Genomic DNA, 24,782 nt, shown 5'->3' with positions numbered 1-24,782 from the left:
CGCCAGCATCGCGCGAACCGAAGAGCTGTCGACAATGGCGCGTGCCATGTCGAGTTGGCCACGACGGCGTAACTCTGACAGCAGCGTCTCGTGGATGCGTTGCCAGACGCCCGCCTCCTGCCATGCAACCAACCGCCGCCAGCACGCGGTGCCTGAGCCGCAGCCCATTTCTTGCGGCAGCAGATTCCAGGCGATGCCCGAGCGCAGCACGAATACGATGCCGGTCAGCACCGCTCGGTCCGGCGTCGGCTTGCGTCCCGCATAGCGGCGGTTCCGCGACGCTCGCTTCGGCAGCAAAGGTTCGATGAGTGACCACAGCTCGTCGTCTATCAGTTCTGGGCGCATCGCTTCCGGTCAGGCAAAACAAGACAGAAAGTTAACACTCTCTCGAAAAAGTTAACAGACCTAATCCGTAATTTCGCAACAACTTCTAACTCGTAGACATTCTTCGCCATTCTCTCTCCCATTCGCCAGCTACTATCGAAAAAATTCACATCCAATCAAAACTAAAAATCTTCACAAAAATATATCTGTTAATCGTAATTTTCATTCAAATTCAATACTCTCACATTATTAATTTCACAACTTCTCAGCAGGAAGCATGCCAGCCGCCCGCATAACGAAATTTGACTAACCCAATTTCATTCAGTACGTTGATACGCAGATACCTCATTCCGTTGCACGCCAGCGCGTACACACGCCCTTACTCCAAACGTCGTGCCCCATGAAGGCCGGATTCTTGTATCCGGAGCGCATCGACAGGTGTGCGCGGAACCCGTTGTAATTCACCGCCGACCGTCAGTTCGCAGCGGTACGCCAGCGGCATACGGAATCACGTCCGGCCGATCTGGTCTCGGCGGTCAGTGAGCAGAACGGAATTGGTCGCATAGCCCGCTCGTGCAGTGAGTGGCAACGATCGCATGTCGCCTGTGTCGGCGACAACCTGCGCCCAGGTCGCGCTCGTCGACAGATCCCGCGACATCAAATAAGGAGTCCAAAATGACGACATAGCGTCTAATTCGCCCCGGAAAAGAAAAAAGCCCGGATGTTGGCGCATCCAGGCTTTTGGGGAACAAACAATTCGTTCCGGTGTTACATGTAAGTAACACCATTCTAGCGGTTGCGGTCACGCTGTCAACCCTAGCCCCCTTTTGTTCCCTCGCTCCGCTCCGGCACCAATGCGCGGTATCGGAAGTGTCTGACGGTCGTTCGCCTGTGGACGCCGATCCCTCGCTGTTTCCAAGATTTCAGCGATAGATCCACACGCGCTTTTTGGCGCGTGGCACCGCTGACGTTACCCAGGAGTACGGCATGACTCCCTTTGACAGAGACGAACTCCCTCGTCTCTTCGCCCGCCATAACATTCCACCGCCCACGCAAGCGATGGTCGAGCGAGCCTTTCGCGAACCCACGCGACGTGTGGAACCGACCTTGAAGAGTTCGCCTGAAATTGGCGCGTGTCCCAAGATGGGGCTCGTCATTCAAGCGGCCAATCGAACGGCTGAGCGTCCGGCGGTCCTTCACTACATGTTCGACGATTCCGTGTCCGGATACTTGGATCGACCATTCGAATTGAATTTGGCGTACCGGTCGCGCTCGAACCGGACGATTCGCCGTAACCACTACCCGCAGTTTTTATGGTTTGGCCCGCAAGGATTTTTCGTGGAGGACTGGGTATCCCCGCAGCTACGTCAAAATCTCTTGAAACATGCCCCTGGCCTCTACACCCAGGTCGATCGTCAGATCCGATGCGCGCCTGCCGAACACGCCGCTGCCGAGCTGGGTTTGCAATATCGGCTGCGCTGTTCCGACGAGCTTGCCGGAACAGGTCATCGAAATCGGGAATTCCTCAAAAGTTATCTCTGGTCGCAACCCCATCGGAGCGACACGGATCTCAAGTTCGTTCTGGAATATGTGTCGCGCAATGGGGTCTGCACGCTACAGGAACTCCTCGGCGCGAAGCGCGACGTAGATCGAGACCAGATTTATTTGGCATTGGCGCACAGCCTTGTGGTCGCCGACTTCGACCGATCATTTGTTCAAGATGTGAGCGAATTTCTACTCTTTCGTGACGCCGCGGCCCGCGATCTCTACTACCACGATCACTTCTCGAATCGACCCCGGTCGTTCGGACAAGGGTGGAGTCCAGAATTGTTCCGCCCGGGACACCAGCTCTACTACGCAGGGGCCAGCTTCACGATCATCGCAAGCAGTAATTTGCACCTGATCATCAAGCCCGAGAACGGTGATCCGTTCGAAATGACGCATGAGCTGGTGGCACAGAAATATCGCTCCGGGCTGCTGGTTCCCGACGGCGCGTGTGAATCCGTCGTCGATCCGCTTGTGCTGGACAGCCCATTGCGGTATGCGACCCCCAAAGCGGTTCAGCATGCATCGGATATGCTCAACCTGTATGAAAAATGGAAAGATGGCGAGCGATCTGCTGACGTTCAGAAATATTCGGATCGTACGTGGCGCAGTTACGCGCGCAGGGAATCCGATGCGGTAAGCCGCGGGCAGGATCCCCTGATAGCGTTCCTCCCCCGATGGCATCTGCGCGGCAATCACACGTCAAAAGTTGACAGCGGAACTGATGACATCATTCAAAAAGCGATCCAAGAGCACTACGAAACGCTCATCGGCCCAAGTAAATGGAATACCTACGGATCGATACGAGCGGCACTAGAATTAGCCGGTCTTCGCGTGGTATCCAAGAACACATTTCTAAAAAGGATTAAAAAGATTCTGACCTGCCACTCGATAGGGAAGCGCCGTGGTCACAAGGCAGCTTATCAGGAGGCACCATTTTATTGGGTGTTGGAACGCAACACGCCAACCCATGGCGATTACCCGATGCAAATAACCCACATAGACCATACAGAGCTTGAAATTATTGTCATTTCGAAGTTGACAGGTGAAGAACTCGGTCGACCATGGTTAACACTCATAATATGCGCCTTCAGTCGTCGGATTCTCGGATTCCATATCTCACTCCGAAATCCAAGATATCGAAGTTGCATGTGCGCTTTGTTTGATATGATTCGACGATATGGAAGAGTGCCTGACCAGATCGTCATCGATGGCGGTTCGGATCTTGGCTCAATCGACTTCGAACAACTTTGCGCTTTTCTCCGCATCGATATTCTGATGCGACCAAAATCGGCACCACGAGCAGGGAGCGTGCTTGAGCGGATGTTCGGCACCACCCAATCCGAATTTATCTACAATCTCTGGGGTAACACCAAGCTCCTCCGAAATGTGCGGGAAATTACACCGCAGAGTGATCCAGAAAATCTCGCAAGGCTCACCCTCGAGGACATATACGAAGGATTGTCCGAATTCTTTTTCTCGATCTATGACACCACTCGGCATCCGGCCCTGCTGGTTAGCCCAGCATCGCGATTCGAAATTGGCCTCGCTGCAAGCGGTCGCCGGCTCCATCGCCTCAGACGTGAGGCCGACATGATTCCCGTCGCCTTCCCATCGGTTCGAGGACGCACACGAAAAATAGATTGTCAACGCGGGATCTGGGTGAATTATCAATATTACCGCAACCCACGCCTTGAAAAACGCGAATTCGATGGCCTGGAGGTTGTTGTCAAACCGCATCTCCTCTATCCGGATATCGCGTATGCGCTCGTCAATAACGAGTGGTTTCCACTTTATTCTACCAAATTTGGCTCACTTGACAAGTTATCCGATTATAAACGGCGCAGCTTAAATGACGAATATTTAACCCTTCAAAGTTGCGTAGAAGAATCACAACTAGACAGTGCCGAGCAACTTGCCTCATTGACAAATCGAATCAACAGTCGGGACGCGCGAATTCCAGATGAACGCATCGTTTCAACACCATTCGAGATCGACGAGACTGTCAATCCACTCACCGACGAAGATGTCAACACCAAGGAGGAACTCAAACAAAGGTTCTCTCATATTTTTGAAGAGTTGCAAAAGGAGAATTTCCGTGGACACGAACTCTAGCACGACAACTGGTATCAGCAAGGACATGCTCGCCAACGCCTCACCCGAATTCAGGCGGAGCTACTTCCATGACCTCAGAATTAGGCACCCAAAGCTTACGGAGACGATCAACGAACTGATGCGGCGCATCACTAACGGTAGCGACAGAGGGATGATCATCCTCACCGGCCCCGCGGGGGTTGGCAAGTCGGTCGCCTGTGAATATATTGTTCAAAATCTCATTAAAACTTATTTCCAAAATTTTCCGGATGATACTCAAACCATTCCCGCGATTATGGTGGAAGCGGAAGGAACGCGCTCTGATCGCTTCGACTGGTACGAACTTGATAAAGAGATACTCGAAGCACTCCAAGTACCGCTGATCGATGCAACGTTGCCAATGGTCACGCGCACGCTTGATGGCCGGTTGATCGACGTGCCAATGGTTGAGTCGCTCAGTCACCCCACCTCCCGAGCGCTACGGGCCCGATTTCGTAAGGCACTCGATCAGCGCAACCCGTCAGTGGTTGCGATCGATGAAGCATCCAACATCTTGGCGGGCCCGAAAACGTCAGATTCAAAACGTGAAGCCAACGTTTTGAAAACAATTATCAACAAAAACAAAACAAGATTGATTCTGATTGGGGCTTACGACCTCTACCAACTTGCGACCAAGACTGGCCAACTCACGCGCAGAAGTCAAATCGTCCACTTCGAACCTTATCGCGACCACAGCCTCAAGGGGTTCGCCGAGGCGCTTTCCACCTTTCAGGACCATCTTCCCTTTAGCGAGCCCTTTCCTCTTACGGCGTACAGCGCTGAGCTATTTGAGCAATCACTCGGGTGCATTGGTCTTCTGAAGGATATCCTCGAAGCCACGGTGAACGTCGCCATCAGCGAAGGGAAGAAGACCATTGCGATCGAAATGCTTCGACGCAATTACTTCCGTCGCCTACAGTTTGACACCCTCATCAAAGAAATTCTAGAGGGATATCGACTCATCGAAGGGCGCGAGTACGCCAACCTGCCTGCGTTTCTCGCACGCAATGCATCAACGAAAAACCGAGGCAGAAAAAATCGCCCGGGCGTGCGCTCCCCAGGCCGAGACAACGCGTAAAGGTACCGCCATGTCACCACATCACACCCTGATGCCAGCGCGGACGCCGTTTCCGAATTTGGAGCCGATGGGGCTTGGAACCCCATACGTTGAGAAACTGACGAGCTACCTCATCCGGGTGGCAACGCACTCCCACATAAGGTTGAGCGCGCTCGTCAAGAATTATATTCAGTCTCCCAATGGAATCGAATACGATTGCACAATATTGGTAGCTCCACACAAGCGGTTGGTCAATGCGCATGGCGCAATGGCAGGCGCGTGGGTAACCAGCGCGAACCGAATGGTGGGTCGTGACGACCTTGACCTTCTCACGCTATTACCATGGTCCAGCATTTTTTCCCCCAATTGTCAGTTGATCAATCCGGCACGCCGATGGTGCCCAGACTGTCTTGACGAGGACCGCCAAGGACGGATCCCAGCCTACGAACGCCTCATTTGGTCGATACAGCATGTCGTTATGTGTCCGCGTCACCACCGTTACTTCGTGACTCGTTGCCCAAGCTGTGCCCACGAACAGGTGTCGGATTTCACCGCTCGGCAATTAAACGGGTTCTGTTCGGCATGCGGTGCGTGGCTCGGCACTCCGCGCCACGCACCGCCCCAACCACGGTCCAAGGCGATACCAGACTGTCAAATATGGGCGACAGAAGTCCTTGCTGACCTGCTGCATCATCCCCCATCGGCAAAATTGGACGCCCATCGAGCCCGCGTTGTGACCGTCACGGATGCGTTGTGCGAACAGATCTTCGGTGGCGATATGGCTGCACTTTGTCAGCATTTAGGGATTCGTGAGTCGGACATATCCTTTTGGCGCCACGGCCGCGGCTACCCCAACGCGAAATTCCTCCTCGCGCTCTCGTATTGCTTTCGGATAACCCTGAGAAATCTGTTGGACGGACAATGCCATCTTCGCGTTGATCGTGAAATCCGCCCCCTACCGCACACGGCGCCCGCGAAAAAGAACCGACTCCGCACCACGAGGGAGTGGGAGAGGATCAGACTATTTCTCCAACAAATCATCGCCGGCCAATGTCAAGTTCGCAGTCTGTCACATGCCGCAAGAATATTGGGAGTGCAATCCTGGCAGTTGAACCACTACTTCCCCGCAATCAGCAGCGAGGTGGCAAGGATTGCGGCAAGGGATCATGCGAAATCCCGAGAAGAAGCCCGCGCAATACGCGATAAATTGTTATACAAATATGTCTCCGCCCAGATACGCGATATGGTGCGTGCTGGCCAGCATCCGACCATTTGTTATCTCCATGCCCTCGCTAGAGCGCAGCGACTCGCAACGAGTTCGAACGAGGACATACGTCGCATCAGTCAGATACGGTGTGCTGTTCTACACGATGAACCGCTGCCATGTCTTGAACCTCGAAAATATCGAAGGAAGCACTATTGAACGCAAAACTGAGAGATATCGATTGACGGAACGGCGGAATCACGGCGACTGGATCAGCTGTGACGTGATCCAGCCGACCATGCGACAGCCGAATGTGAGAACGCTCTGAGAACAGAAGCACTCCGCGCGAACAATCTGGGACGGTCAAATTGAAAAGTGTCGCCGAGCGTCAGTTAGATGAAGAGGCTTATCGCCCAGATGAGCCTCTGCTGTTTGAGAAGGATGTGTCAAAAAAAACAGAAAGCGCCACGCAGCAAGCTGGCATACGCTCTCCAACCAGCGAACGCGCAGAAAGGAATTGCTGTGTCACCGCATGAAAGCATGATCCCGCCGCGCACGCTGTTTCCCAATCTCGAACCGATGGGCCTTCGGACCGCCGATGTCGAAAAATTGACGAGCTATCTGACCCGTTTGGCGGCGCAATCGCACATTGCGTTGGGCGCACTGGTCGAGAAATATTTTGAATCCGATCGAGAACTCAAATATCCGCATATAGGAAGCGGCCATCATCCCGCCAAGCAACGGATTAACGCGCAGGGCGCGACAGCATGTGCGTGGGTGATCCGTGCAAACCAGTTGCTCGACCGACGAGACTTGAGCCTTCTCACGCTGCTCCCGTGGTCGAACGCGTTTTCCGAAAGGAGTCAATTGACGAGTGCGGCGCGTCGTTGGTGTCCCCTTTGTCTTGCCCAGGATCATAAGGCCGGCACTCCCATCTACGAGCGCCTGATTTGGTCACTACAGTATGTCGAAATGTGCCCACGGCACCGTTGCCTCCTGGAAGACCGATGCCCGACATGCCGGCGCAGATGCATGCCCGAATTCAACCGCCGACAGTTATGTGGCTTCTGCTCGAGTTGCGGCGCGTGGCTCGGTTCCACGACGCCGACATGCCCCCAATCATTTGATGAAGCAGTTCTCTCGTATCAGGCGTGGGCAGCAGAATGCTTTGCCGATCTGCTCGTCTATCCCCCACGGGGAACATTGGCGGAACACCGCGAACGGATTGTGCATGTAATCGATTCCTGCACGGCGCGACTCTTTCAGGGAGATCATACCGCCAGCACTCAGCACCACGGAGCCCTCAAGTCCGATATCACCGAATGGCTTCGCGGCCGACGCTACCCCAATCCGAGGATGCTGCTCAATATTTCTTACGGCTTGCAGATCAGTTTGCGTGACCTATTTGCCGGCGACATCGCGCGTTGCGGCAACGCGTCTTTGCGCCCACTCCCGTTCACCATGCAACCTCCCCCCAGTCTTCAACCGCCGCCCGCAACGGACTGGGCGGAAGTCGAGCACGTCCTCCGGGAGGTCGCCTCTGGCACGCGGCCCTTTACTAGTCTCGCCTGTGCAGCCAAATCTTTCGGACTGCGGCCAGCCCTGGTGAGTGCGCGCTTTCCATCCCTCTGCACCGAGGTAGCCGACGCCGCTCGAGCGTTGCGCGCGAAAATCGATGACGAACGGCGTCAAGAGCGGGACACGGTTCTCACGGAATACATTTCCGCCAAAACGCGCCAAATGCTCGAGGCGGGCGAGTATCCGAGTGTGCGGAAACTGTCCCACCTCGCGAGGGCGCACGGGCTCGCCTCCAGCAACGACGCATATCGCATCCGGGAGATACAGCTGGCTGCCCTACAAACTGCCCCGCGTCCGAATCATCATTTCAAACAAGCGCGTGGATAGGACGTGCGCAAGTCGTCAGACTGGGGTGCTCCGGCCGACGTGGGCGCGGACTCGATAGCCAACACCCCGGCCAGTCAACCTAAACAAATAAGTGCCATAAGCCTCGCGGGGCACCCGCACCATTGGTTCCTGTGCCAGAACGCGAGCACAGGTGTGCATTAGTCATGTTACATCTTGCGGCTAAAAATTCACCATATCGCTTCCAAACGGAAGTTTTATGGTTACCTCCACACAGGTGCATGTGCGCCTGCTTGCGGCCGCCTCATATACTGGTTATATTTACAGTACTGTATTTATGAACAGTGAGGTGCGCGATGGAACATCTGGTCCGTATCGTCAACGACACCGATCGCCAAGTGCTGGCATGGCTGCGTGCGCAGGTCGGCGACGCCCGCGTCGAGCGCGCGGCGCGCCAGCTCGGGCATACGCGCAAACCCTTTCCGTCTGCGGTATGCCGGTATCTGGGCGTGAGCGCGCCGGCCACGCTGCGCCAGGCGGAGCGGCCGCGTGCCGCGCGCGACTTCTCGGTCGGCGATCGCTACCTGTCGCTGATCCGTCAGCACCTCGCCGCGCACTCGGTCAGCCGATGAAATCGCCGAAATCGTATCGTTGGCGCGTCATGGCGCAGCGGCCGGCCGGCGCGCAGACGACGTGCCGGATCGGTCGGCCCGTGCCCCCGTCGCGACCGCCGAGTCCGGTCGCCAGCGCGCCAGCCCGGCCGACACCCGCCCCGCTCACACAGCGGCCGCCGCGTCGCGTATCAACTGGCCGAGCGTTTCGACCGCCGCTTCATGGGCCGTGTCGAACACCCGCGTGCAGGCAAGCCGGATATACGCGTCAAAGCGGTCGGAATTCGAGAAGATCGCGCCTGGCGCGATCCTTACCCCGCGTGCCAACGCGGCATCGAACAATGCTTCGGAACGCACGCCGTCCGGCAACGCGATCCACAGCAGCATGCCGCCGGGCGGCCGGTTCATCCGCGTGCCGGCCGGAAAATGGCGCGCGATCGCATCGATCGTCACATCGCGTTGCACGCGCAGTTGTTCGCGAAACCGGTGCAGGTGGCGATCGAACGCACCCGAGCCGACGAATTCGGCCGCGACGGCCTGCAGCAACGCGGCGTTGTGCCGGCTGTGCGCGAACTTGAGCATCTTCACGCGCGCGTGCCAGCGGCCCGCGCTCATCCAGCCGAGCCGCATCCCGGGCGCCAGCACCTTGTTGAACGACGGGCAGTAGATCACCGTGCCGTCGCGATCCCATGCCTTTACGGGCTTCACCGCGTGCGGCGCTTCGACGAGCTCGCGATACGGCTCGTCCTCGATCACGGCTACACCGTGACGCGAACACAGTGCGACCAGCGCGGCCTTGCGTTCGTCGGGCATCACGCTGCCGAGCGGGTTCTGCAGGTTCGGCACGACCACCACGGCCCGAATGTCCGGGTACGCGGTCAGCGCCACGTCGAGCGCTTCGATCGACAGCCCGGTCGTCGGGCTGGCCGGAATCTCGAGCGCACGCAGGCCGAGGCTTTCGAGCAGCTGGATCAAGCCGAAAAAGGCCGGCGATTCGATCGCGATCGTGTCGCCGGGGCGCGCCACCGCGCGCAGTGCGAGATTCACGGCATCGACGCCGCCGCTCGTCGACATCACGTCGTCCGGCGCCACGGTCACGCCGTACGACAGCGCGCGTTTGGCCATCGTCTGCCGGAATTCGGGCGACCCGCCGACCGGCCCCGCGTCGGTCAGCAGCGTCGGCTTGCGCCGCAGCAGCCGGATCGCCAACGCCTGCAGGCGCTCGGCCGGATACAGCGTCGCCAGCGCGGACGCGCCACCGAGATTCAGCGCATCGGGCATCGCATTCGCGCGATCGATCACGCGCGACACGCGTTCGTGCAGCCCCGCGAACGGCGGCTCGACGCGCAGCGGCGGCCCGTCGCTTTCCGGCAGCGTGTCGAGCGCGGCCGCCGCGCGGCGTCGCACGAAGTAGCCCGAGCGCGGCCTGGCTTCGCACCAGCCCGTATCCTCGAGCCGCCGAAACGCCTGGATCGCGGTCGACAGGCTCACACCGTGCTGCGCCATGAATGCGCGCACCGACGGCATTCGGTCGCCGGGCGACAGCGTGCCGGCCGCGATGATGCGGCGGTAATGCTCGGCGAGCCGTTCGTAAAGCGGCTCGCCGGCCATCGGCAAAGGCGTGCGGGACGGGTCGGTGATGGGCGTCATGCGGGTCATCGTGCCCGCGCGCCCTGGCGCACGCCAGATACAGATTCGCGGGAAACCCACCGATACAGCAGTACGAAATCGTCGCCTGCACCGTAACAGATTCCCGTCCCCTGAATCTGTCCTGCCCGCGCGCGTTTCCCTAACCTGATTGCACGCTGTCGCCTCGCCGTCGCGGGGCTGCGCAACCGGGAAAAGGACTCGCCATGCGAACGCAAGACATTCGGCTCGACGCCGGCCAAGGCCACTTTGCGTGGTTCGACAAGGGCAGCCAGGTCATCGTGCTCGACGGCGCGCTCGCGGTCACGTTGCGGCACGGCGGGCTCGACTGGCTGCCTGATGCTCCGAGATACGTTCGCCGCGTGCTCGACGAAGGCGAATGTCTGACGATCGAGACGGCCGGTCACGTGGCGTTGTCCGCCGGCGGTGCCGGGCCGGTCGTCGCGACCGTCGCGGAACCCGCGGCCCGGCCCGGCGTGTTCGCCGCGTGGCGCGCGTGGCTGCGCCGGATGTCCGCGCAGCGATTCGGCGAGCGGCATGTGCGCGAGCAATCCTGACGCGGTGTCGTCACGTGGCCGCCGTGTCGCCGGCCCCGACGTCGAGCGCGATCCCGTCCGGCACCCTCACCGCGCCGGGCCGACTCGACCGGGCCGACAACAACGTCGTCCGCAGCAGCCCCGCCCTGCTATCGCGCCTTCCGTGCGCGCTCGATCCATTCGAACAACGCCATCCCGACCAGCATCGCGACGACGAACGCGATGCCCTTGACCGACCCGAGTCCGATCGACACGATCGCCGGCCCCGGGCAGAACCCGGCAAGCCCCCAGCCGATGCCGAACACGGCGCTCCCGGCGACGAGGCGCACGGTAATCGTCCGCGCGGCCGGCCACTGGATCGGCAGGCCGAGCAACGACCGCGTCCGGCGCTTCGCCCATGCGAACGCGAACACGGCGACGCCGATCGCGCCGGCCATCACGAACGCGAGCGATGGATCCCAGCGGCCTGCCAGGTCGAGAAAACCGAGCACCTTCTGCGGGTTGGCCATCCCCGACACGATGAGGCCGACGCCGAACAGCAGCCCCGCCAGAAACGCGAATCCTGCCTGCATGTCAGCCCCCCAGCACGTGCCGTTGCACGAATACGGTCGCGAAACCCGCGACCATGAACACCGCCGTCGCGACGATCGATCGCGCCGCACCGCGCGACAGCCCGCAGACGCCGTGACCGCTCGTGCATCCGCCCGCATAGCGCGTGCCGATCCCGACCAGCAGGCCGGCCGCCAGCAACGCTCCCCAGCCTGCATCGACCTGCGGCGTCACGGCGGCACCGGCGATACGCATCATCAGCGGCGCGGCGATCAGCCCGGCGACGAATGCGGCACGCCAGTCGCGCTCCGCGCCACCGGCCGTGAACAGGCTGCCGACGATGCCGCTGATTCCGGCGATCCGCCCGTTGAACGCGACGAGCCACGCGGCCGCCAGCCCGATCAGCACGCCGCCGGCAAGCGACAGCCACGGCGTGAAATGAAGCGCATCAAGCTGCATGGCGAGTCCCCTTCGCGGCCGGGCCGCAAAACTGTTCGTACAGCACGCCCATCACCGCGATCGCGGCCGGGCTGTCGAGCGAATAGTGGATGTTCTTGCCCTCGCGGCGCGTGCGGACGAGCGCGTTGTCCCGCAACACGCCGAGCTGCTGCGACAGCGTCGGCTGGCGAATATCCAGCCGCGCCTCGAGATCGCTCACGCAGCATTCGCCCTGCGACAGTTCGCACAGCAACAGCAACCGGTCGGGATTGGACAGCACCTTGAGCAGCGCGCACGCCGACTCGGCGGCGGCGCGCATCTGATCGGGCTCGGGCAGCCCGGAGGAAGGATCGGCGTTCATGAGGTCGATGGCATACGATTAACGGATCAATATTATATCAACTTATATAATATTGATCTCCACCATCATCGTCCGGCGCGCGCCGATCAGAAAGAGAAAGCGCCTTCAGCACCGCCCTCGCATCGCTCCGCTACGCCTGTTCGCCGGCAATCGCATCGGCCGCCGCCGCGCGCTTCGCGCCGGCCCGTACCGCGCCAAGCACCAGCACCGCGATCCCGGCGATCACGCACGGCACCGCGACGAATGCGAATGCGGTCGACAACGGCAGCCCCATCGCGAGCATCGCACCGCCCGCCATCGACCCGACGACCGACCCGCTGCGGCCGATCCCGTTCGCCCAGCTCACGCCCGTGGTTCGGCACTCGGTCGGGTAGAACGCGGCCGACAACGCATTCGCGCCGACCTGCGAGCCCGACACGCAGAAGCCGGCCGCGAACACAACCAGCGCGGCGCCCGCCGGCGACGCGGCCAGCACGCCGATCGCCGCGACGAACACACCGGCCGCCACATAGCTGCATCCGAGCACGCGATGCGGATCGAAGCGGTCCATCAGCCCGCCGAGCACGATCGCGCCGAGCGTGCCGCCGACCTGGAACATCGCGGTCACGCGCGCGGCCGTCTGCAGCGTCGCGCCGGTCGTGCGCAACAGTGTCGGCAGCCAGCTCGACAGCAGGTAGATGACGAGCAGGCTCATGAAGAACGTGAGCCACAGCAGCAGCGTGCCGCGCAGCAGGTCGGCGCCGAACAGGCGGCCGAGCGGCGAACCGGCCGGCTTGCCGCGCGGTGCGACGAATGATGCGTGCGCGAGATGCGGGTCCGGTGCGATACGCTCGAGCATCGCCGCGATCCGCTCGCGCGCCGCGCCGGTGTTGACGAGGTAGCGCACCGACTCCGGCAGCCGCCACGCGAGCACCGGCAGGAGCAGCAGCGGCGCGGCACCGCCGACGACGAGCACCGCGCGCCAGCCGTCGCGTTCGATCAGCGACGCGGCCGCGAGCCCACCGAGCGCGGAGCCGATCGTGAAACCGCAGAACATCGTCGTCACGAGCAGCGAGCGCCGGCGCGCGGGGCAATACTCGGACGTCAGCGTGATCGCGTTCGGCATCGCGCCGCCGAGCCCGAGGCCCGTCACGAAGCGCCACGCGATCAATTCGGTCAAACCGCCCGCGCTCGCCGACGCGGCACTCGCGATGCCGAAGCAAGCAACGCAAGCGAGCAGCAGGCGCTTGCGGCCGAACCGGTCGCCGAACGGCCCGAACACGAGCGCGCCGGCCATCAGCCCGGCGAGCCCCGCGCCGAATACCGGCGCGAGCTGCGCGGGCGACAGCCCCCATTCCGCGCGGATGACGGGGGCGATGAACCCGATCGATGCCGTGTCGAAACCGTCGATCGCGACGATCAGGAAGCACAGCACGACGATCGCGACCTGAAACGGTGCAACGCGATGCCGGTCGATCCATTCGCTGACGTCGATGGACAGCGTATTGGCCATGATGATGTCTCCTCCATGAAGGCGGTCGCGCGCGATGTCGTTGGAATGCGCGCCGCCGGATTCGGGCTGAAGTGCGTCAGGCGACGGACTTCAGGCAATCCTCCGCGCGCCAGCCGTGCAGCCAGTCGAGCGCGTCGTAGAACTGCGCCTGCGTGCGTCCGACCCACAGCGCATTGCGCACCTGCCGCTCGACGCCCTTCGCGTGATAGATCCGCCCCATCTCGCGCGCCGAATACAGCACGCGCGCCGTGCGCGGAATCCGCACGCGCTCGTACAGCGCGAACGCGGCCTCGAAATCGCCGTCCGTCTGCGCGACGGCCGCGCCGAGCGTCACCGCATCCTCGAGCGCCTGGCACGCGCCCTGCGCGATGTATTGCGTCATCGGATGCGCGGCGTCGCCGAGCACCGTCGCGCGGCCCGCGCTCCAGTGCTCGACCGGATCGCGATCGGCGGTCGCCCAGCGCTTCCACGACGTCGGCCGGTCGAGCATCTGCTTCGGCAGCGGATGGATGCCGTCGAAGTACGACAGCACTTCCTCCTTGCTGCCGTCGCGCACGCCCCAGGTTTCCTGCTCGCGGCTGTGGAACGTGACGACGAGGTTGTACTGCCGTCCGCCGCGCAGCGGATAGTGGACGAGATGGCAATGCGGGCCGGCCCAGACGACCGGCGCATTGATCTGCAGATCCTTCGGCATGTTGTCGACGTCGACCACCGCGCGGTACACGACGTGTCCCGTCACGCGATGCGCGTCGCCGATCAGCGCGTGCCGGATCGCGGACTTCACGCCGTCGCAACCGATCACCGCGTCGGCGCGATAGCGCTCGCCGTGCTGGTCGGTCACGGTCACGCCGTTGTCGTCCTGCTCGAACCCGCACACCTGCGTGCTGGTCCGGAATTCGATCAGCGGATGATCCTTGACCGCCTCGTAGATCGACAGCTGAATGTCCGCGCGATGGATCACCGCATACGGGTTGCCGAAGCGTTCGCGATACGCGGCCCCCGTATCGATGCACGCGACTTCCCGCGCATCGACCGCATCCATCAGCTGCAGCCGGTCGGTGAACACCGCGCGGCTGCGCGCGGCCTCGCCGACACCCAGCGCGTCGAGCGCGTTGAACGCATTCGCGGCAAGCTGGATGCCCGCGCCAATCTCGCCGATTTGCGCGGCCTGCTCGAGCAGCTTCACGCGAATGCCCTGGCGCGCGAGCGCCAGCGCGGTCGCGAGCCCGCCGATACCGCCGCCGATCACGAGTACGCGCCGGCCTGTGTTGTTTGTCTCGTCCATGTCTGTCTCCTGCTTCGTTTTACGCGACGTAGTCCGGTTGCCGCTGCGGCTGCGCCGCGTCGAATGCCGGCTCGCGCCGAGCGTGTTCATAAATCGCCAGGCTGCGCGGATACGCGCCCAGGTCGCAATCCATCCGCAGCGCGTTCGCGACCTGCGGCACGAGGCATACGTCGGCGAGCGTCGGCGCATCGCCGAAACACCACGGACCGGTGTCCGCACGCGCGAGCAGCCGCTCGACGCCGGCCATCCCTTCCGCGACCCAGTGCCGGTACCACGCGCTCTTCTGCTGCGGCGTGACCTGCAGTTCGCTGTCGAGGTAGCGCAGCACGCGCAGGTTGTTGATCGGATGGATGTCGCATGCGATCAGCGTCGCGAGTTCCAGCACGCGCGCGCGCTGCCGCGGTTCGAGCGGAATCAGCCGCGGCGCCGGATGAATCTGGTCGAGGTAGTCGATGATCGCGAGCGACTGGCCGAGACGGAAATCGCCGTCGACCAGCGCCGGCACCGACGCCGACGGATTCACCCGCGCGACGTAGCCGGCCTCGCGGTGCTCGCCCGTGCGGATGTTCACGGGCAGCGTGTCGTACGGCAGTCCTTTCAGCGCGAGCGCGATGCGCACCCGATAGGATGTCGAACTGTTGAAGAAGCTATGCAATTGCACGATGTGACCTTTCGAGGAAAGCGAGGAGCGTGCGTCAGACCACGCGCACGGCCAGTTCGCCGAGACGCTCGATGCCGACCTGCATCACGTCGCCCTTGACCACCGCGCCGACACCTTCCGGCGTGCCGGTGAAGATCACGTCGCCCGGTTCGAGGCGGAAGAACTTCGACAGGTCGGCCACCGTTTCCGCGACCGACCAGATCAGGTGCGACACGTCGCTCTTCTGCTTCGTCGCACCGTTGACGGTCAGCCACACGCCGGCCTGCTCGAAATGACCGACTTCGCTCGCCGGATGCACGGGGCCGATCGGCGCGGAACGATCGAACGCCTTGCCGATTTCCCACGGCCGGCCCATCTCGCGCATCTTCATCTGCAGGTCGCGGCGCGTCATGTCGAGGCCGACCGCATAGCCCCACACGTGCTCGAGCGCGCGTTCGAGCGGAATGTCCGCCCCGCCCTTGCCGATCACCGCGACGAGCTCGGCTTCGTAGTGGTAGTTCTGCGTCTGCGACGGATACGCGAGATCGAGCGTTTCGCCGTAGGCGACCGGCACGATCGAATCGGCAGGCTTGCAGAAGAAGAACGGCGGCTCGCGATCGGGATCGAAGCCCATTTCGCGCGCATGGGCCGCGTAGTTGCGGCCGACGCAGTACACGCGGCGCACCGCGAAGCGGGCGTCGCTACCGGCGACGGGAAGCGCCACCGGCGCTTCGGGCGGGAAAACGTAAGTCATGAACGGCTCCAGCGTGAGCATGAAAGAAGAACCGCGCGCCGCGTCGGCAGCGCACCGGACGAATCGGGGAAATCGGGGAAATCGGGGCAACCGGCCGCGTCAGTCGCGCGCTTCGCGCAACAGGTTCAGCGCGGACAGCACAGGTCGGTCGGAATAGCTGAACAGCACGCTGTCGGACGACGCCGACAGCCGCACCGGCACCCACGACGGCGCGACGAAGATGTCGTGCGCGTCGAACGCGAACGCGTCGCCGCCGATGTACGCGGTACCGCTGCCTTCGACGACGCAGTAGATCGTCGCGTCGGTGCTGCGATACGTGCGGCCGTCGAACCCGGCGGGCAGGAACTGCATGAAGGTTGCAATCGTCGGCATCGGCCAGCCGCCCGTCGTGGGGTTCACGTAGCGCAGCTTCACGCCGTCCCACGCGTCGAGCTCGCCGTTGCGGTACAGCGCGTCGAGCGCCTCGCGGGTGCGCGCATACGGATAGCTGAACACCGGCGACGTCGGGTCGCCGACGCGATGCCGCACCGGCACCATGTTGTGGCCGAAGCGCGCGAAGCTATCGCCTTCCGCGCGGCTGACGGGCTGCTCGGCTTCCGGATAGTTTTCCGCGAAGCCCGCGTCGAGGTTCGCGACGAGCGGGATGTCGAGCCCGTCGAGCCACACGACCGGCTCGCCGCCGTCTTCCACCGACGGGTTGCCGTGGTCGTGCCACGCCCACGACGGCGTGATGATGAAGTCGCCCGGATGCATCGTCGTGCGCTCGCCGTTCACCGCGGTCCAGGCGCCCTTGCCTTCGACGATGAAGCGCAGCGCCGACTGCGTATGCCGGTGGCTCGGCGCGATCTCGCCGGGCAGGATCAGCTGCAGGCCTGCGTACAGGGTCGGCGTCATGCTCGACTTGCTGGGCAGCCCCGGGTTCTCCAGCACCAGCACGCGGCGCACGGCTTCTTCCGCGCTGATCACGCTACCGGCCTGCATCACCAGGTCGCGCACCTGCGCGTACTTCCAGATCGCGGGCAGCGCGGCGGGCTGCGGCGTTTTCGGCACGAGGTTATGCAGCGATTCCCACAACGGCGCGAGGCGTTGCTCGGCGATCCTGGCGTAGTAGTCGGCGCGCGATGTATCCGGGTGTCGGCTGGTCATGATGTCTCCTTGGGGCGGCCGATCGCGGTCGGCGCTGTGTCGGGTCGGGGACCGCATGCCGCAGTCCGTTAGCGCATTTATATTCGACGCAGACATACCCAGTAAAATGGCGAAATCATCTAATCCATATGATTTCGGATATACCTTCCGATACGGAGCGTGCAATGGACTGGACCCACCGGCTGCGATTGCGGCACCTGCAGGTCCTGCTGAGCCTGGCCAGCACGGGCAACCTGAGCCAGTCGGCGGCGGCGCTCGCGACCACCCAGCCCGCGCTGTCGAAATGGCTGAAGGAACTCGAAGAGGACGTCGGGCTGCCGCTGTTCGAGCGGCATGCGCGCGGCTTGCGGCCGACGGCCTACGGCGACGCGTTGATCGAGCATGCACGCCGCGTGGAGGCGCAGCTCGACGTCGCGCGCGACGACATGGCCGCACTGCGCGAAGGCGGCAGCGGCCTGGTCACGATCGGCACGTCGGGCGTGGCGGCCGCCGACACGGTGCCGCTCGCGGTATCGCAGTTGCTGAAGCGGATGCCGCGTGCGCAGGTGCGGCTCGCGGAGAGCACGATGAACCAGTTGATGCCGCAGCTCGCGCGCGGCGAGCTGGACATCGTCGTCGGCCGTTCCGGCTCGGCGTCCGTCGATCCGCACCTGCACGCCGAAGCGCTGTATGTCGATCCGGTGGTGTTCGTCGCGCGGCCCGATCACCCGCTCGTCGGCGCGGCATCGGTCGGCTGGGACGAGGTGCTGGCCCACTCGTGGATCGTCTGGCCGCCAGGCACGCCCGTGCACAACGCGCTGCAGGTCGCGCTGACGGCCGCCGGCCGCGTGCAGCCGCCGCACTGCGTCGAATCGAATTCGTCGATCCTGAACCTCACGCTGCTGAACAACACCGACCTGCTGGGCGTCGCTTCGCATCGTGCCGCGCGGCGCTTCGAGCAATTGAACGCGATCCGCATCCTGCCGATGCGGCTCGAGGGTCAGGGCGCGGTATCGATGTACTGGCACCCGGACAGCGCGAATCGCGCGGCCGTGGCCGCCGCGATCGAGTGCCTGCGTGCCTGTGCGGCGCCGCAGGTGGGCGGATGGGAGAAAGTGAAGGTGGAATGAGCGGCGAAGCGGCCCGGCGCGAACCGGGCGCTTCGCCGTGACGCATCAGGCGCCGTCGCAGGACGCCGTGTCGTCCAGCATCAACGTGCCGACCCGTGCGGGCACGAGCGGCGTTCGCGGCACCGGCGGCGTCCAGCCGAACAGCGCCTGCGCGGCCGCGCCGCACACGCGGCCCTGGCATGCACCCATCCCGCAGCGCGTCTGCAGCTTCGCGGCCGTCCAGCCCGGCGCCGGCGCGACCGCGTCGAAGCGCACGTCCTCGCAACGGCACAGCAGCGTATCGGGCCGCGCGAGCCGGCGGATCGGCTCGCGGATCGCGAAGCGCTCGCGCACCGCATCCGCGAACGCCTGCCAGCGCGCGCGCTGCGCAACCAGTGCGGCCAGCGGCGCTGTCTGCCCGGTGGCCGCGTAGCCCGCGATCTCGCCTTCGACCATCGCCAGTTCGCTGCCGCCGACACCCGTGCACTCGCCCGCCGCGAAACACCCGTCGCGGCTCGTGTACTGGTGTGCGTCGACCACGACCGCGCCGTTCTCGATCCGGCAGCCGAGATGGCTCGGCAGCACGGTATTCGGCACGAGGCCGAAGCCGCATGCGAGCCGGTCGCAGTCGACCTCGAACTCGCGCTCGCCCTGCCGGATCCGCACGCGTTCGAGCCGCTTGTCGCCGAACGCTTCGACGACATATGCATTGGGCCGGTAGGCGGTCGTGACGAGCTTCGCGGCTTGCGCGAGTTTCGACGGCCAGCGCCACAGCCCCGCGCCGAAACCGGCCACATCGCTCCACGCGGCCTGTTCGAGCACGTGCGATACCTGCGCGCCGGCCTGACGGGCCGTCGCCGCGCTCGCGAGCAGCAGCGGGCCGCTGCCGGCGATCACGGTGCGCTGCCCGCGCACATCGAGGCCGTACTTGATCAGCGCCTGCAGGCCGCCCGCGCCGGTCACGCCCGGCAGCGTCCAGCCCGGGAACGGCAGCAGCAACTCGCGCGCGCCACAGCACACGATCAGCGTGCGAAATTCGAGCAGGAACCCGCGCTCGTCGTCCTCGAGCAGCAGCGTGCCCGGCTGCGTTTCGGCGACGATGCGCGTGGCCGCGAGATGCTTGACGTTCGGCTGACGCAGCACCGCAAGACGTTCCGCCGCGGCCGGCACGGGCGTCGCGGCCGCCGCCTGGCGCCAGATCTGCCCGCCCGCGCGCGGGTTGTCGTCGACGATCGCGACCGTCGCACCGCTTCGTGCGGCGGCCCGCGCCGCCGACAGCCCGGCCGGGCCCGCGCCGACGATCGCGACGTCGACGCTCAGTCGTTCCTGTTTCATCGCGTGCGCTCCACCCGCATCCCGTCGCGGCACAGCGTCTGGCAAGCCAGACGACGGCGGCCGTCGATCGTCATCCTGCACTCCTGGCAGATGCCCATACCGCAAAACGGCGCACGCGCCGCACCCGTGCACGACACACGCGTCGTGTCGTCGCCGCTCGCCGAGATGGCAGTCGCGACGGTCGCACCGTCGGCCACCGTCAGCGCGCGGCCGTCCAGATGAATGATCATGTCAGCCTCCGCCGGGCCGCCCTGCACGTATGGGAATCGGCCTTTGAGGGATGGGGGGACTGCGTCCCCCCAAGCGAACGAAGTGAGCGTGGGGGTCGTTTCATGTCAGCCTCCGCCGGGCCGCCCTGCACGTACGGGAATCGGCCTTCGAGGGATGGGGGGACTGCGTCCCCCCAAGCGAACGAAGTGAGCGTGGGGGTCGTTTCATGTCAGCGCTCCGGCTACGGGGGACGTCGTCAGGAAACGTCCCGGCAAATACGGTTCGATGTCGATGGGCGGCCGTTCGCCGGTCATCAGCGCGGCGATGAGCCGCGCACTGCCCGGCGCGGTCGTCACGCCGAGCCCTTCGTGCCCGACCGCGAGCCACACGCCCGGCCGCGCCGGATGTTCGCCGAGCAGCGGCAGGCCGTCAGGGCTCGCGGAACGGAAGCCCGTCCATGCGCGAATCCCGTTCAGGTCGGCCAGCTCCGGCAGGTAGCCGGCCGCGCGGCGCAGCATGCGTGCGAGGACCGGCGGCTCGATGCGTGCGTCCTCGGTGTCGAACTGGCGCGACGAGCCGATCAGCAGTTGGCCGGTCGGCCGCGGCTGCACGTTGAATGCGACCGACGTACCGTCGCTCGCATGCGCGCTCGCCGCATAACCAAGCTCGACGAGCTGGTGCGACACCTGGCGCGGATAGCGGTCGGTGATCAGCAGGTGCCCCTTCTTCGGACGCAGCGGCAATTCTGGTAACAGCGTGCGCGCGGCGACGCCGTTCGCGACGACGACGCGTTCCGCACGCAGCGTGTCGCCGCTCGCGAGCGTCACGCTCGCGCCGTCGACCGCCACCGCGCGATCGCGCCGCAACGTGATGCCCGGCGCGCGCTGCAACAGCCAGCTCGCGGCGACGGGTGCATAGAGAATCGCGTCGCCGGGAATCTTCAGCGCGCCGCCGAGGCCCGCCCGCAGCATCGGCTCCCATTGAGCGAGCGTCGCCGCGTCGATCAGTTCGCCCGCCACGCCGTGCGCGGCGAGCGTCGCCTGCTTGGTGCGTGCGAGGTCCATCTCGTGGGCATCGGCCGCGAGCCACAGCGTGCCGCAGTTGCGGTACGCGCAGCCTTCCGGCATCTCGCCGGCGAGCGCGCGCCACAGTTCGATCGAATAATGGCTCAGCGCGAGCTCGGCCGCGTTGTCGTCCATCGCGACGAGGTGCCCCATGCCGGCGCCGGTTGCACCGCCGCTCGCGTCGTCGACGACGAGCACGCGCAGCCCGCGCTGCGCGAGTTCATGCGCACACGCCGCGCCGACGATGCCGGCGCCGATCACGACGACGTCGGTCCGGGTCTCGCTCACGACACGATGCCCCAGCCGAACGGATCGTCTTCCTCGATCAGCAGCGTCGCTTCCGCGCTCAGGTGCGCGCTGCCGCGGATCGTCGGCACGATGCCGCCGTCGGCCTGCGCATAGCTCGCCTGGAACACGCTGCCGATCACGCTCGCTTGCCGCCATGCGACGCCCGGTTCGAGCTTGCCGTCGGCCGCGAGGCACGCGAGCTTCGCGCTCGTGCCGGTGCCGCACGGCGACCGGTCGTACGCATGGCCCGGGCACAGCACGAAGCTGCGGCTGTCGTGCTCGGGATCGTCCGCGAACAGTTCGATATGGTCGATCTCGCCGCCGTTCGCGCCGGTGATGCCCGCGCGCTCGAGCCCTGCACGCACCGCGGACGAATAGGCGGTCAGCGCCGCGACGTTGTCGCCGGCCACGCGCTGGCCGTGATCGCTGATCAGGAAGAACCAGTTGCCGCCCCACGCGATGTCGCCCTTCACGGGGCCGTAACCCGGCACGTCGACGTTGACGGCCTTCGCATGGCGGTACGCGAGCACGTTGCGCACGCTGACCGACAGGTCGTCGTGCAGCGTCGCCTCGACGGTGCCGACCGGCGTTTCGATCTGGTGCACGCCCGGCTCGATGCGGCCCATGTGATGCAGTGTGCGCACGACGCCGATCGTGCCGTGCCCGCACATCCCGAGGTAACCGCTGTTGTTGAAGAAGATCACGCCGGCCGCAGCCTCCGGCGACACGGGTTCGCACAGCAGCGCGCCGACCAGCACATCGCTGCCGCGCGGCTCGAGAATGCACGCGGTGCGATAGCGATCATGCTCGCGCGCGAGCACGTCGCGGCGCTCGGCCATCGTGCCGTTGCCGAGCGAGGGGAAACCGGACACGACGAGCCGCGTGGGTTCGCCGCCCGTGTGCGAATCGATGATCTGGATGCGCTTCATCATGAGCCGTCCGAAGTGGGGAAAGGAGCATAGCTTCCTCCGTCGCGCGTCCGTCCGCTTGTGGCTTTTCGATGAGGACGGCGACGAAATCGGCATAGTGCGAAACGCCGTTCGCGGCCCTTCCGGCCACTGTGCCGATTTCGTCATTCTGCTCCGCGATACGGCTCAAGCGTGACGGGTGTTTGCACGGCGATACTGGTTGCACGTCGACGCACCTGTCGTCGGTCGATACGAAGCAGGAGATTGCAGTGAGCCGAAACGCCATCCAGCGGACCGGAGTTATCCCCGCCCTCAGCAACCGGTTCGCACCGGGCGCTTCCATCGCTTTCGACGCCGCGCACCGCGCCGAACAGAACCGGGCGAACCGCTGACCGATTTCCCCCGGCGGTGCAACGGCCTCCCCCCGTCGCATCGCCACTTCCGGTTCGGCATGGCCCGCGCGGGCCCGTTCGCTGCAACGCCAGTCCGCGCTGCGCACGAACGGCCCTCGGCCCGCCCCGGTCGTTCGAACCGGTCGCACGCCGGCCGGCAGGTGTGCGCAGTTGCGCCGCCGGAGCGCGGCGCAAGCCACACCTGCCCCGATATTTCCCAGGAGACAAACCCATGCCAGGCCAAGGCAACACACACCCGTCCGTCCCGCTTTCCCGTTCCGTGCCCGCCGACGGCGGTCACGGCAAGTTCAAGAAGCAGTTGTCGCTGACCGACCTGACGTTCATCGGTCTCGGGGCAATCTTCGGTTCGGGGTGGCTGTTCGCCGCGAGCCACGTGTCGACGATCGCCGGCCCGGCCGGCATCTTCTCGTGGCTCCTCGGCGGCTTCGCGGTGCTGCTGCTCGGCATCGTCTACTGCGAGCTCGGCGCCGCGCTGCCGCGCGCGGGCGGCGTGGTCCGCTACCCGGTGTTCTCGCACGGCCCGCTGCTCGGCTACCTGATGGGCTTCATCACGCTGATCGCGTTCTCGAGCCTGATCGCGATCGAAGTGGTCGCCGCGCGCCAGTACGCGGCCGCGTGGTTCCCCGGCCTCACCAAAGCCGGATCGAGCGACCCGACGACGCTCGGCTGGCTCGTGCAGGCCGCGCTGCTGTGCTTCTTCTTTTACCTGAACTACTCGAGCGTGAAGACGTTCGCGAAGGCGAACAACATCATCAGCATCTTCAAGTTCATCGTGCCGCTGTCGGTGATCGCGGTGCTGTTCACGTTCTTCAAGCCCGCCAACCTGACCGCGCACGGCTTCGCGCCGTTCGGCATGCCGGGCATCGAGATGGCCGTGTCGGCCGGCGGCATCATCTTCGCGTACCTCGGCCTCACGCCGATCGTGTCGGTCGCGAGCGAAGTGCGCGATCCGCAGCGCACGATCCCGATCGCGCTGATCCTGTCGATCCTGCTGTCCACGCTGATCTACGTGCTGCTGCAGCTCGCGTTCATCGGCAGCATCCCGACCGACATGCTCGCCGCCGGCTGGCACGACGTGAGCAAGGCCTTCTCGCTGCCGTACCGCGACATCGCGCTCGCGCTCGGCGTGGGCTGGCTTGCAGTGATGGTGGTGGCCGACGCGATGATCTCGCCGAGCGGCTGCGGCAACATCTACATGAACGCGACGCCGCGCGTCGTGTACGGCTGGGCGAAGACGGGCACGTTCTTCAAGGTGTTCACGCGCGTCGACGAAGCATCGGGCATCCCGCGCGCGGGCCTGTGGCTCACGTTCGGCCTCGCGATCTTCTGGACGATGCCGTTCCCGTCGTGGGAAGCGCTGATCAACATCGTGTCGGCCGCGCTCGTGCTGAGCTATGCCGTCGCGCCCGTGTCGGTCGCCGCACTGCGCCGCACCGCGCCCGACCTGCCGCGGCCGTTCCGCGCGGTGGCGTTCGGCATCACCGGCCCCGCGTCGTTCGTGATCGCCGCGCTGATCGTCTACTGGTCGGGCTGGGGCACGGTGTCCTGGCTGCTCGGCCTGCAGATCGTGATGTTCGTCGTCTATCTCGCGTGCCGCCGCTGGGTGCCGACCGCACACCTGAGCCTCGCCGAGCAGGTGCGTTCGTCCGCGTGGCTGATCGCGTTCTACGCGGCCATGATCGTGCTGTCGTACTTCGGCGGCTTCGGCGGCACGGGCCAGCTCGCGCATCCGTACGACACGGTCGTCGTCGCGGCCGTCGCGCTCGTCATCTTCTACTGGGGCGCCAATACCGGCATCCGGTCCGACAAGCTGCAGCTCGAAGACGACGAAGACTGACGCACCCGCTTTCCCCTTTCCACTCCGGCCGGGCGCACCACGCCCGGCCCCGCA

The 24,782-nt window shown here is 64.2% G+C and carries 23 protein-coding genes; 9 read left to right on the top strand and 14 right to left on the bottom strand.

Features of this window, described 5'->3' with window-relative positions; genetic code table 11:
* Nucleotides 1–345 (bottom strand): transposase (locus DIE23_RS30910; RefSeq protein WP_148093479.1); only part of this gene is annotated, 345 nt, incomplete at its 3' end.
* A gap of 966 nt (nt 346–1,311) precedes the next feature.
* On the opposite strand from DIE23_RS30910, the gene DIE23_RS30905 reads away from it, so the two are divergent.
* The 5 genes from DIE23_RS30905 to DIE23_RS30885 all read left to right on the top strand — a co-directional run bounded on the left by DIE23_RS30905 (nt 1,312) and on the right by DIE23_RS30885 (nt 8,758).
* Entirely contained in the window at nt 1,312–3,984 is a 2,673-nt protein-coding gene (locus DIE23_RS30905) for a DDE-type integrase/transposase/recombinase (protein WP_124615593.1), read from the top strand.
* On the top strand, nt 3,968–5,080 hold the full coding sequence (locus tag DIE23_RS30900; RefSeq protein WP_185646571.1) for an ATP-binding protein: 1,113 nt from the start codon (nt 3,968–3,970) through the stop codon (nt 5,078–5,080). Before DIE23_RS30905 ends, DIE23_RS30900 begins: the two co-directional genes overlap by 17 nt.
* Nucleotides 5,010–6,482, top strand: coding sequence for a TniQ family protein (locus DIE23_RS40895; protein ID WP_124615591.1), 1,473 nt, complete (start codon nt 5,010–5,012; stop codon nt 6,480–6,482). The genes DIE23_RS30900 and DIE23_RS40895 overlap by 71 nt, the downstream gene beginning before the upstream one ends.
* 177 nt (nt 6,483–6,659) lie before the next feature.
* Nucleotides 6,660–8,168 (top strand): TniQ family protein, encoded by a 1,509-nt coding sequence (locus tag DIE23_RS30890; protein WP_124615590.1) that lies wholly within the window; start codon nt 6,660–6,662, stop codon nt 8,166–8,168.
* A 314-nt stretch (nt 8,169–8,482) separates the two neighbouring features.
* A complete protein-coding gene (locus DIE23_RS30885; protein WP_124615589.1) occupies nt 8,483–8,758 on the top strand; it encodes a hypothetical protein in 276 nt (91 codons plus the stop codon).
* 144 nt (nt 8,759–8,902) lie between these two features.
* On the opposite strand, the gene DIE23_RS30880 is transcribed toward DIE23_RS30885, so the two are convergent.
* Nucleotides 8,903–10,387 (bottom strand): PLP-dependent aminotransferase family protein, encoded by a 1,485-nt coding sequence (locus DIE23_RS30880; RefSeq protein WP_185646569.1) that lies wholly within the window; start codon nt 10,385–10,387, stop codon nt 8,903–8,905.
* Between the two features lie 203 nt (nt 10,388–10,590).
* On the opposite strand from DIE23_RS30880, the gene DIE23_RS30875 reads away from it, so the two are divergent.
* Nucleotides 10,591–10,941, top strand: coding sequence for a hypothetical protein (locus tag DIE23_RS30875; RefSeq protein ID WP_124615587.1), 351 nt, complete (start codon nt 10,591–10,593; stop codon nt 10,939–10,941).
* Nucleotides 10,942–11,069: 128 nt separating this feature from the next.
* On the opposite strand, the gene DIE23_RS30870 is transcribed toward DIE23_RS30875, so the two are convergent.
* From DIE23_RS30870 to gtdA, 8 genes are all read right to left on the bottom strand, one after another.
* Entirely contained in the window at nt 11,070–11,492 is a 423-nt protein-coding gene (locus DIE23_RS30870) for a DUF6691 family protein (protein ID WP_124615586.1), read from the bottom strand.
* Nucleotide 11,493: 1 nt separating this feature from the next.
* On the bottom strand, nt 11,494–11,928 hold the full coding sequence (locus tag DIE23_RS30865) for a YeeE/YedE family protein (protein ID WP_124615585.1): 435 nt from the start codon (nt 11,926–11,928) through the stop codon (nt 11,494–11,496).
* Nucleotides 11,918–12,268 (bottom strand): helix-turn-helix transcriptional regulator, encoded by a 351-nt coding sequence (locus DIE23_RS30860; RefSeq protein WP_124615584.1) that lies wholly within the window; start codon nt 12,266–12,268, stop codon nt 11,918–11,920. The genes DIE23_RS30865 and DIE23_RS30860 overlap by 11 nt, the downstream gene beginning before the upstream one ends.
* A 130-nt stretch (nt 12,269–12,398) precedes the next feature.
* A complete protein-coding gene (locus tag DIE23_RS30855) occupies nt 12,399–13,760 on the bottom strand; it encodes an aromatic acid/H+ symport family MFS transporter (protein ID WP_124615583.1) in 1,362 nt (453 codons plus the stop codon).
* A gap of 76 nt (nt 13,761–13,836) precedes the next feature.
* Complete coding sequence (locus DIE23_RS30850) at nt 13,837–15,045, bottom strand: 3-hydroxybenzoate 6-monooxygenase (protein ID WP_124615582.1); 1,209 nt, start codon at nt 15,043–15,045, stop codon at nt 13,837–13,839.
* Nucleotides 15,046–15,064: 19 nt separating this feature from the next.
* Entirely contained in the window at nt 15,065–15,706 is a 642-nt protein-coding gene (gene maiA / locus DIE23_RS30845) for a maleylacetoacetate isomerase (RefSeq protein ID WP_124615581.1), read from the bottom strand.
* Nucleotides 15,707–15,740: 34 nt separating this feature from the next.
* A complete protein-coding gene (locus tag DIE23_RS30840) occupies nt 15,741–16,439 on the bottom strand; it encodes a fumarylacetoacetate hydrolase family protein (RefSeq protein ID WP_124615580.1) in 699 nt (232 codons plus the stop codon).
* A 99-nt stretch (nt 16,440–16,538) separates the two neighbouring features.
* Nucleotides 16,539–17,585: a gentisate 1,2-dioxygenase gene (gene gtdA, locus DIE23_RS30835; protein WP_124615579.1), complete on the bottom strand. Its 1,047-nt coding sequence runs from the start codon at nt 17,583–17,585 to the stop codon at nt 16,539–16,541.
* 164 nt (nt 17,586–17,749) lie between these two features.
* On the opposite strand from gtdA, the gene DIE23_RS30830 reads away from it, so the two are divergent.
* Nucleotides 17,750–18,694, top strand: coding sequence for a LysR substrate-binding domain-containing protein (locus DIE23_RS30830; RefSeq protein WP_124615578.1), 945 nt, complete (start codon nt 17,750–17,752; stop codon nt 18,692–18,694).
* A 45-nt stretch (nt 18,695–18,739) separates the two neighbouring features.
* Here DIE23_RS30830 and DIE23_RS30825 read toward each other — a convergent pair whose 3' ends face one another.
* The 4 genes from DIE23_RS30825 to DIE23_RS30810 form a co-directional block, all read right to left on the bottom strand.
* The gene (locus DIE23_RS30825) at nt 18,740–20,008 is read right to left on the bottom strand and encodes an FAD/NAD(P)-binding oxidoreductase (RefSeq protein ID WP_124615577.1); all 1,269 of its coding nucleotides are present in this window, start codon (nt 20,006–20,008) and stop codon (nt 18,740–18,742) included.
* On the bottom strand, nt 20,005–20,238 hold the full coding sequence (locus tag DIE23_RS30820) for a (2Fe-2S)-binding protein (protein WP_124615576.1): 234 nt from the start codon (nt 20,236–20,238) through the stop codon (nt 20,005–20,007). The genes DIE23_RS30825 and DIE23_RS30820 overlap by 4 nt, the downstream gene beginning before the upstream one ends.
* A gap of 204 nt (nt 20,239–20,442) precedes the next feature.
* Complete coding sequence (locus DIE23_RS30815) at nt 20,443–21,570, bottom strand: FAD-binding oxidoreductase (protein WP_124615575.1); 1,128 nt, start codon at nt 21,568–21,570, stop codon at nt 20,443–20,445.
* Nucleotides 21,567–22,499, bottom strand: coding sequence for a 4-hydroxyproline epimerase (locus tag DIE23_RS30810; RefSeq protein ID WP_124615595.1), 933 nt, complete (start codon nt 22,497–22,499; stop codon nt 21,567–21,569). The genes DIE23_RS30815 and DIE23_RS30810 overlap by 4 nt, the downstream gene beginning before the upstream one ends.
* Before the next feature lie 248 nt (nt 22,500–22,747).
* Here DIE23_RS30810 and DIE23_RS40460 point away from each other — a divergent pair, with 248 nt between their 5' ends.
* Entirely contained in the window at nt 22,748–22,870 is a 123-nt protein-coding gene (locus DIE23_RS40460) for a hypothetical protein (RefSeq protein ID WP_260436216.1), read from the top strand.
* Nucleotides 22,871–23,102: 232 nt separating this feature from the next.
* A complete protein-coding gene (locus DIE23_RS30805; RefSeq protein ID WP_124615574.1) occupies nt 23,103–24,728 on the top strand; it encodes an APC family permease in 1,626 nt (541 codons plus the stop codon).
* Nucleotides 24,729–24,782 lie beyond the last annotated feature (54 nt).

The organism is Burkholderia sp. Bp9143 (genome assembly GCF_003853645.1).
In the GTDB taxonomy this organism is placed as follows: Bacteria; Pseudomonadota; Gammaproteobacteria; order Burkholderiales; family Burkholderiaceae; genus Burkholderia.
Note: the sequence above shows the minus strand (reverse complement) of the source record. Positions and strands in the feature narration are given on the sequence as shown.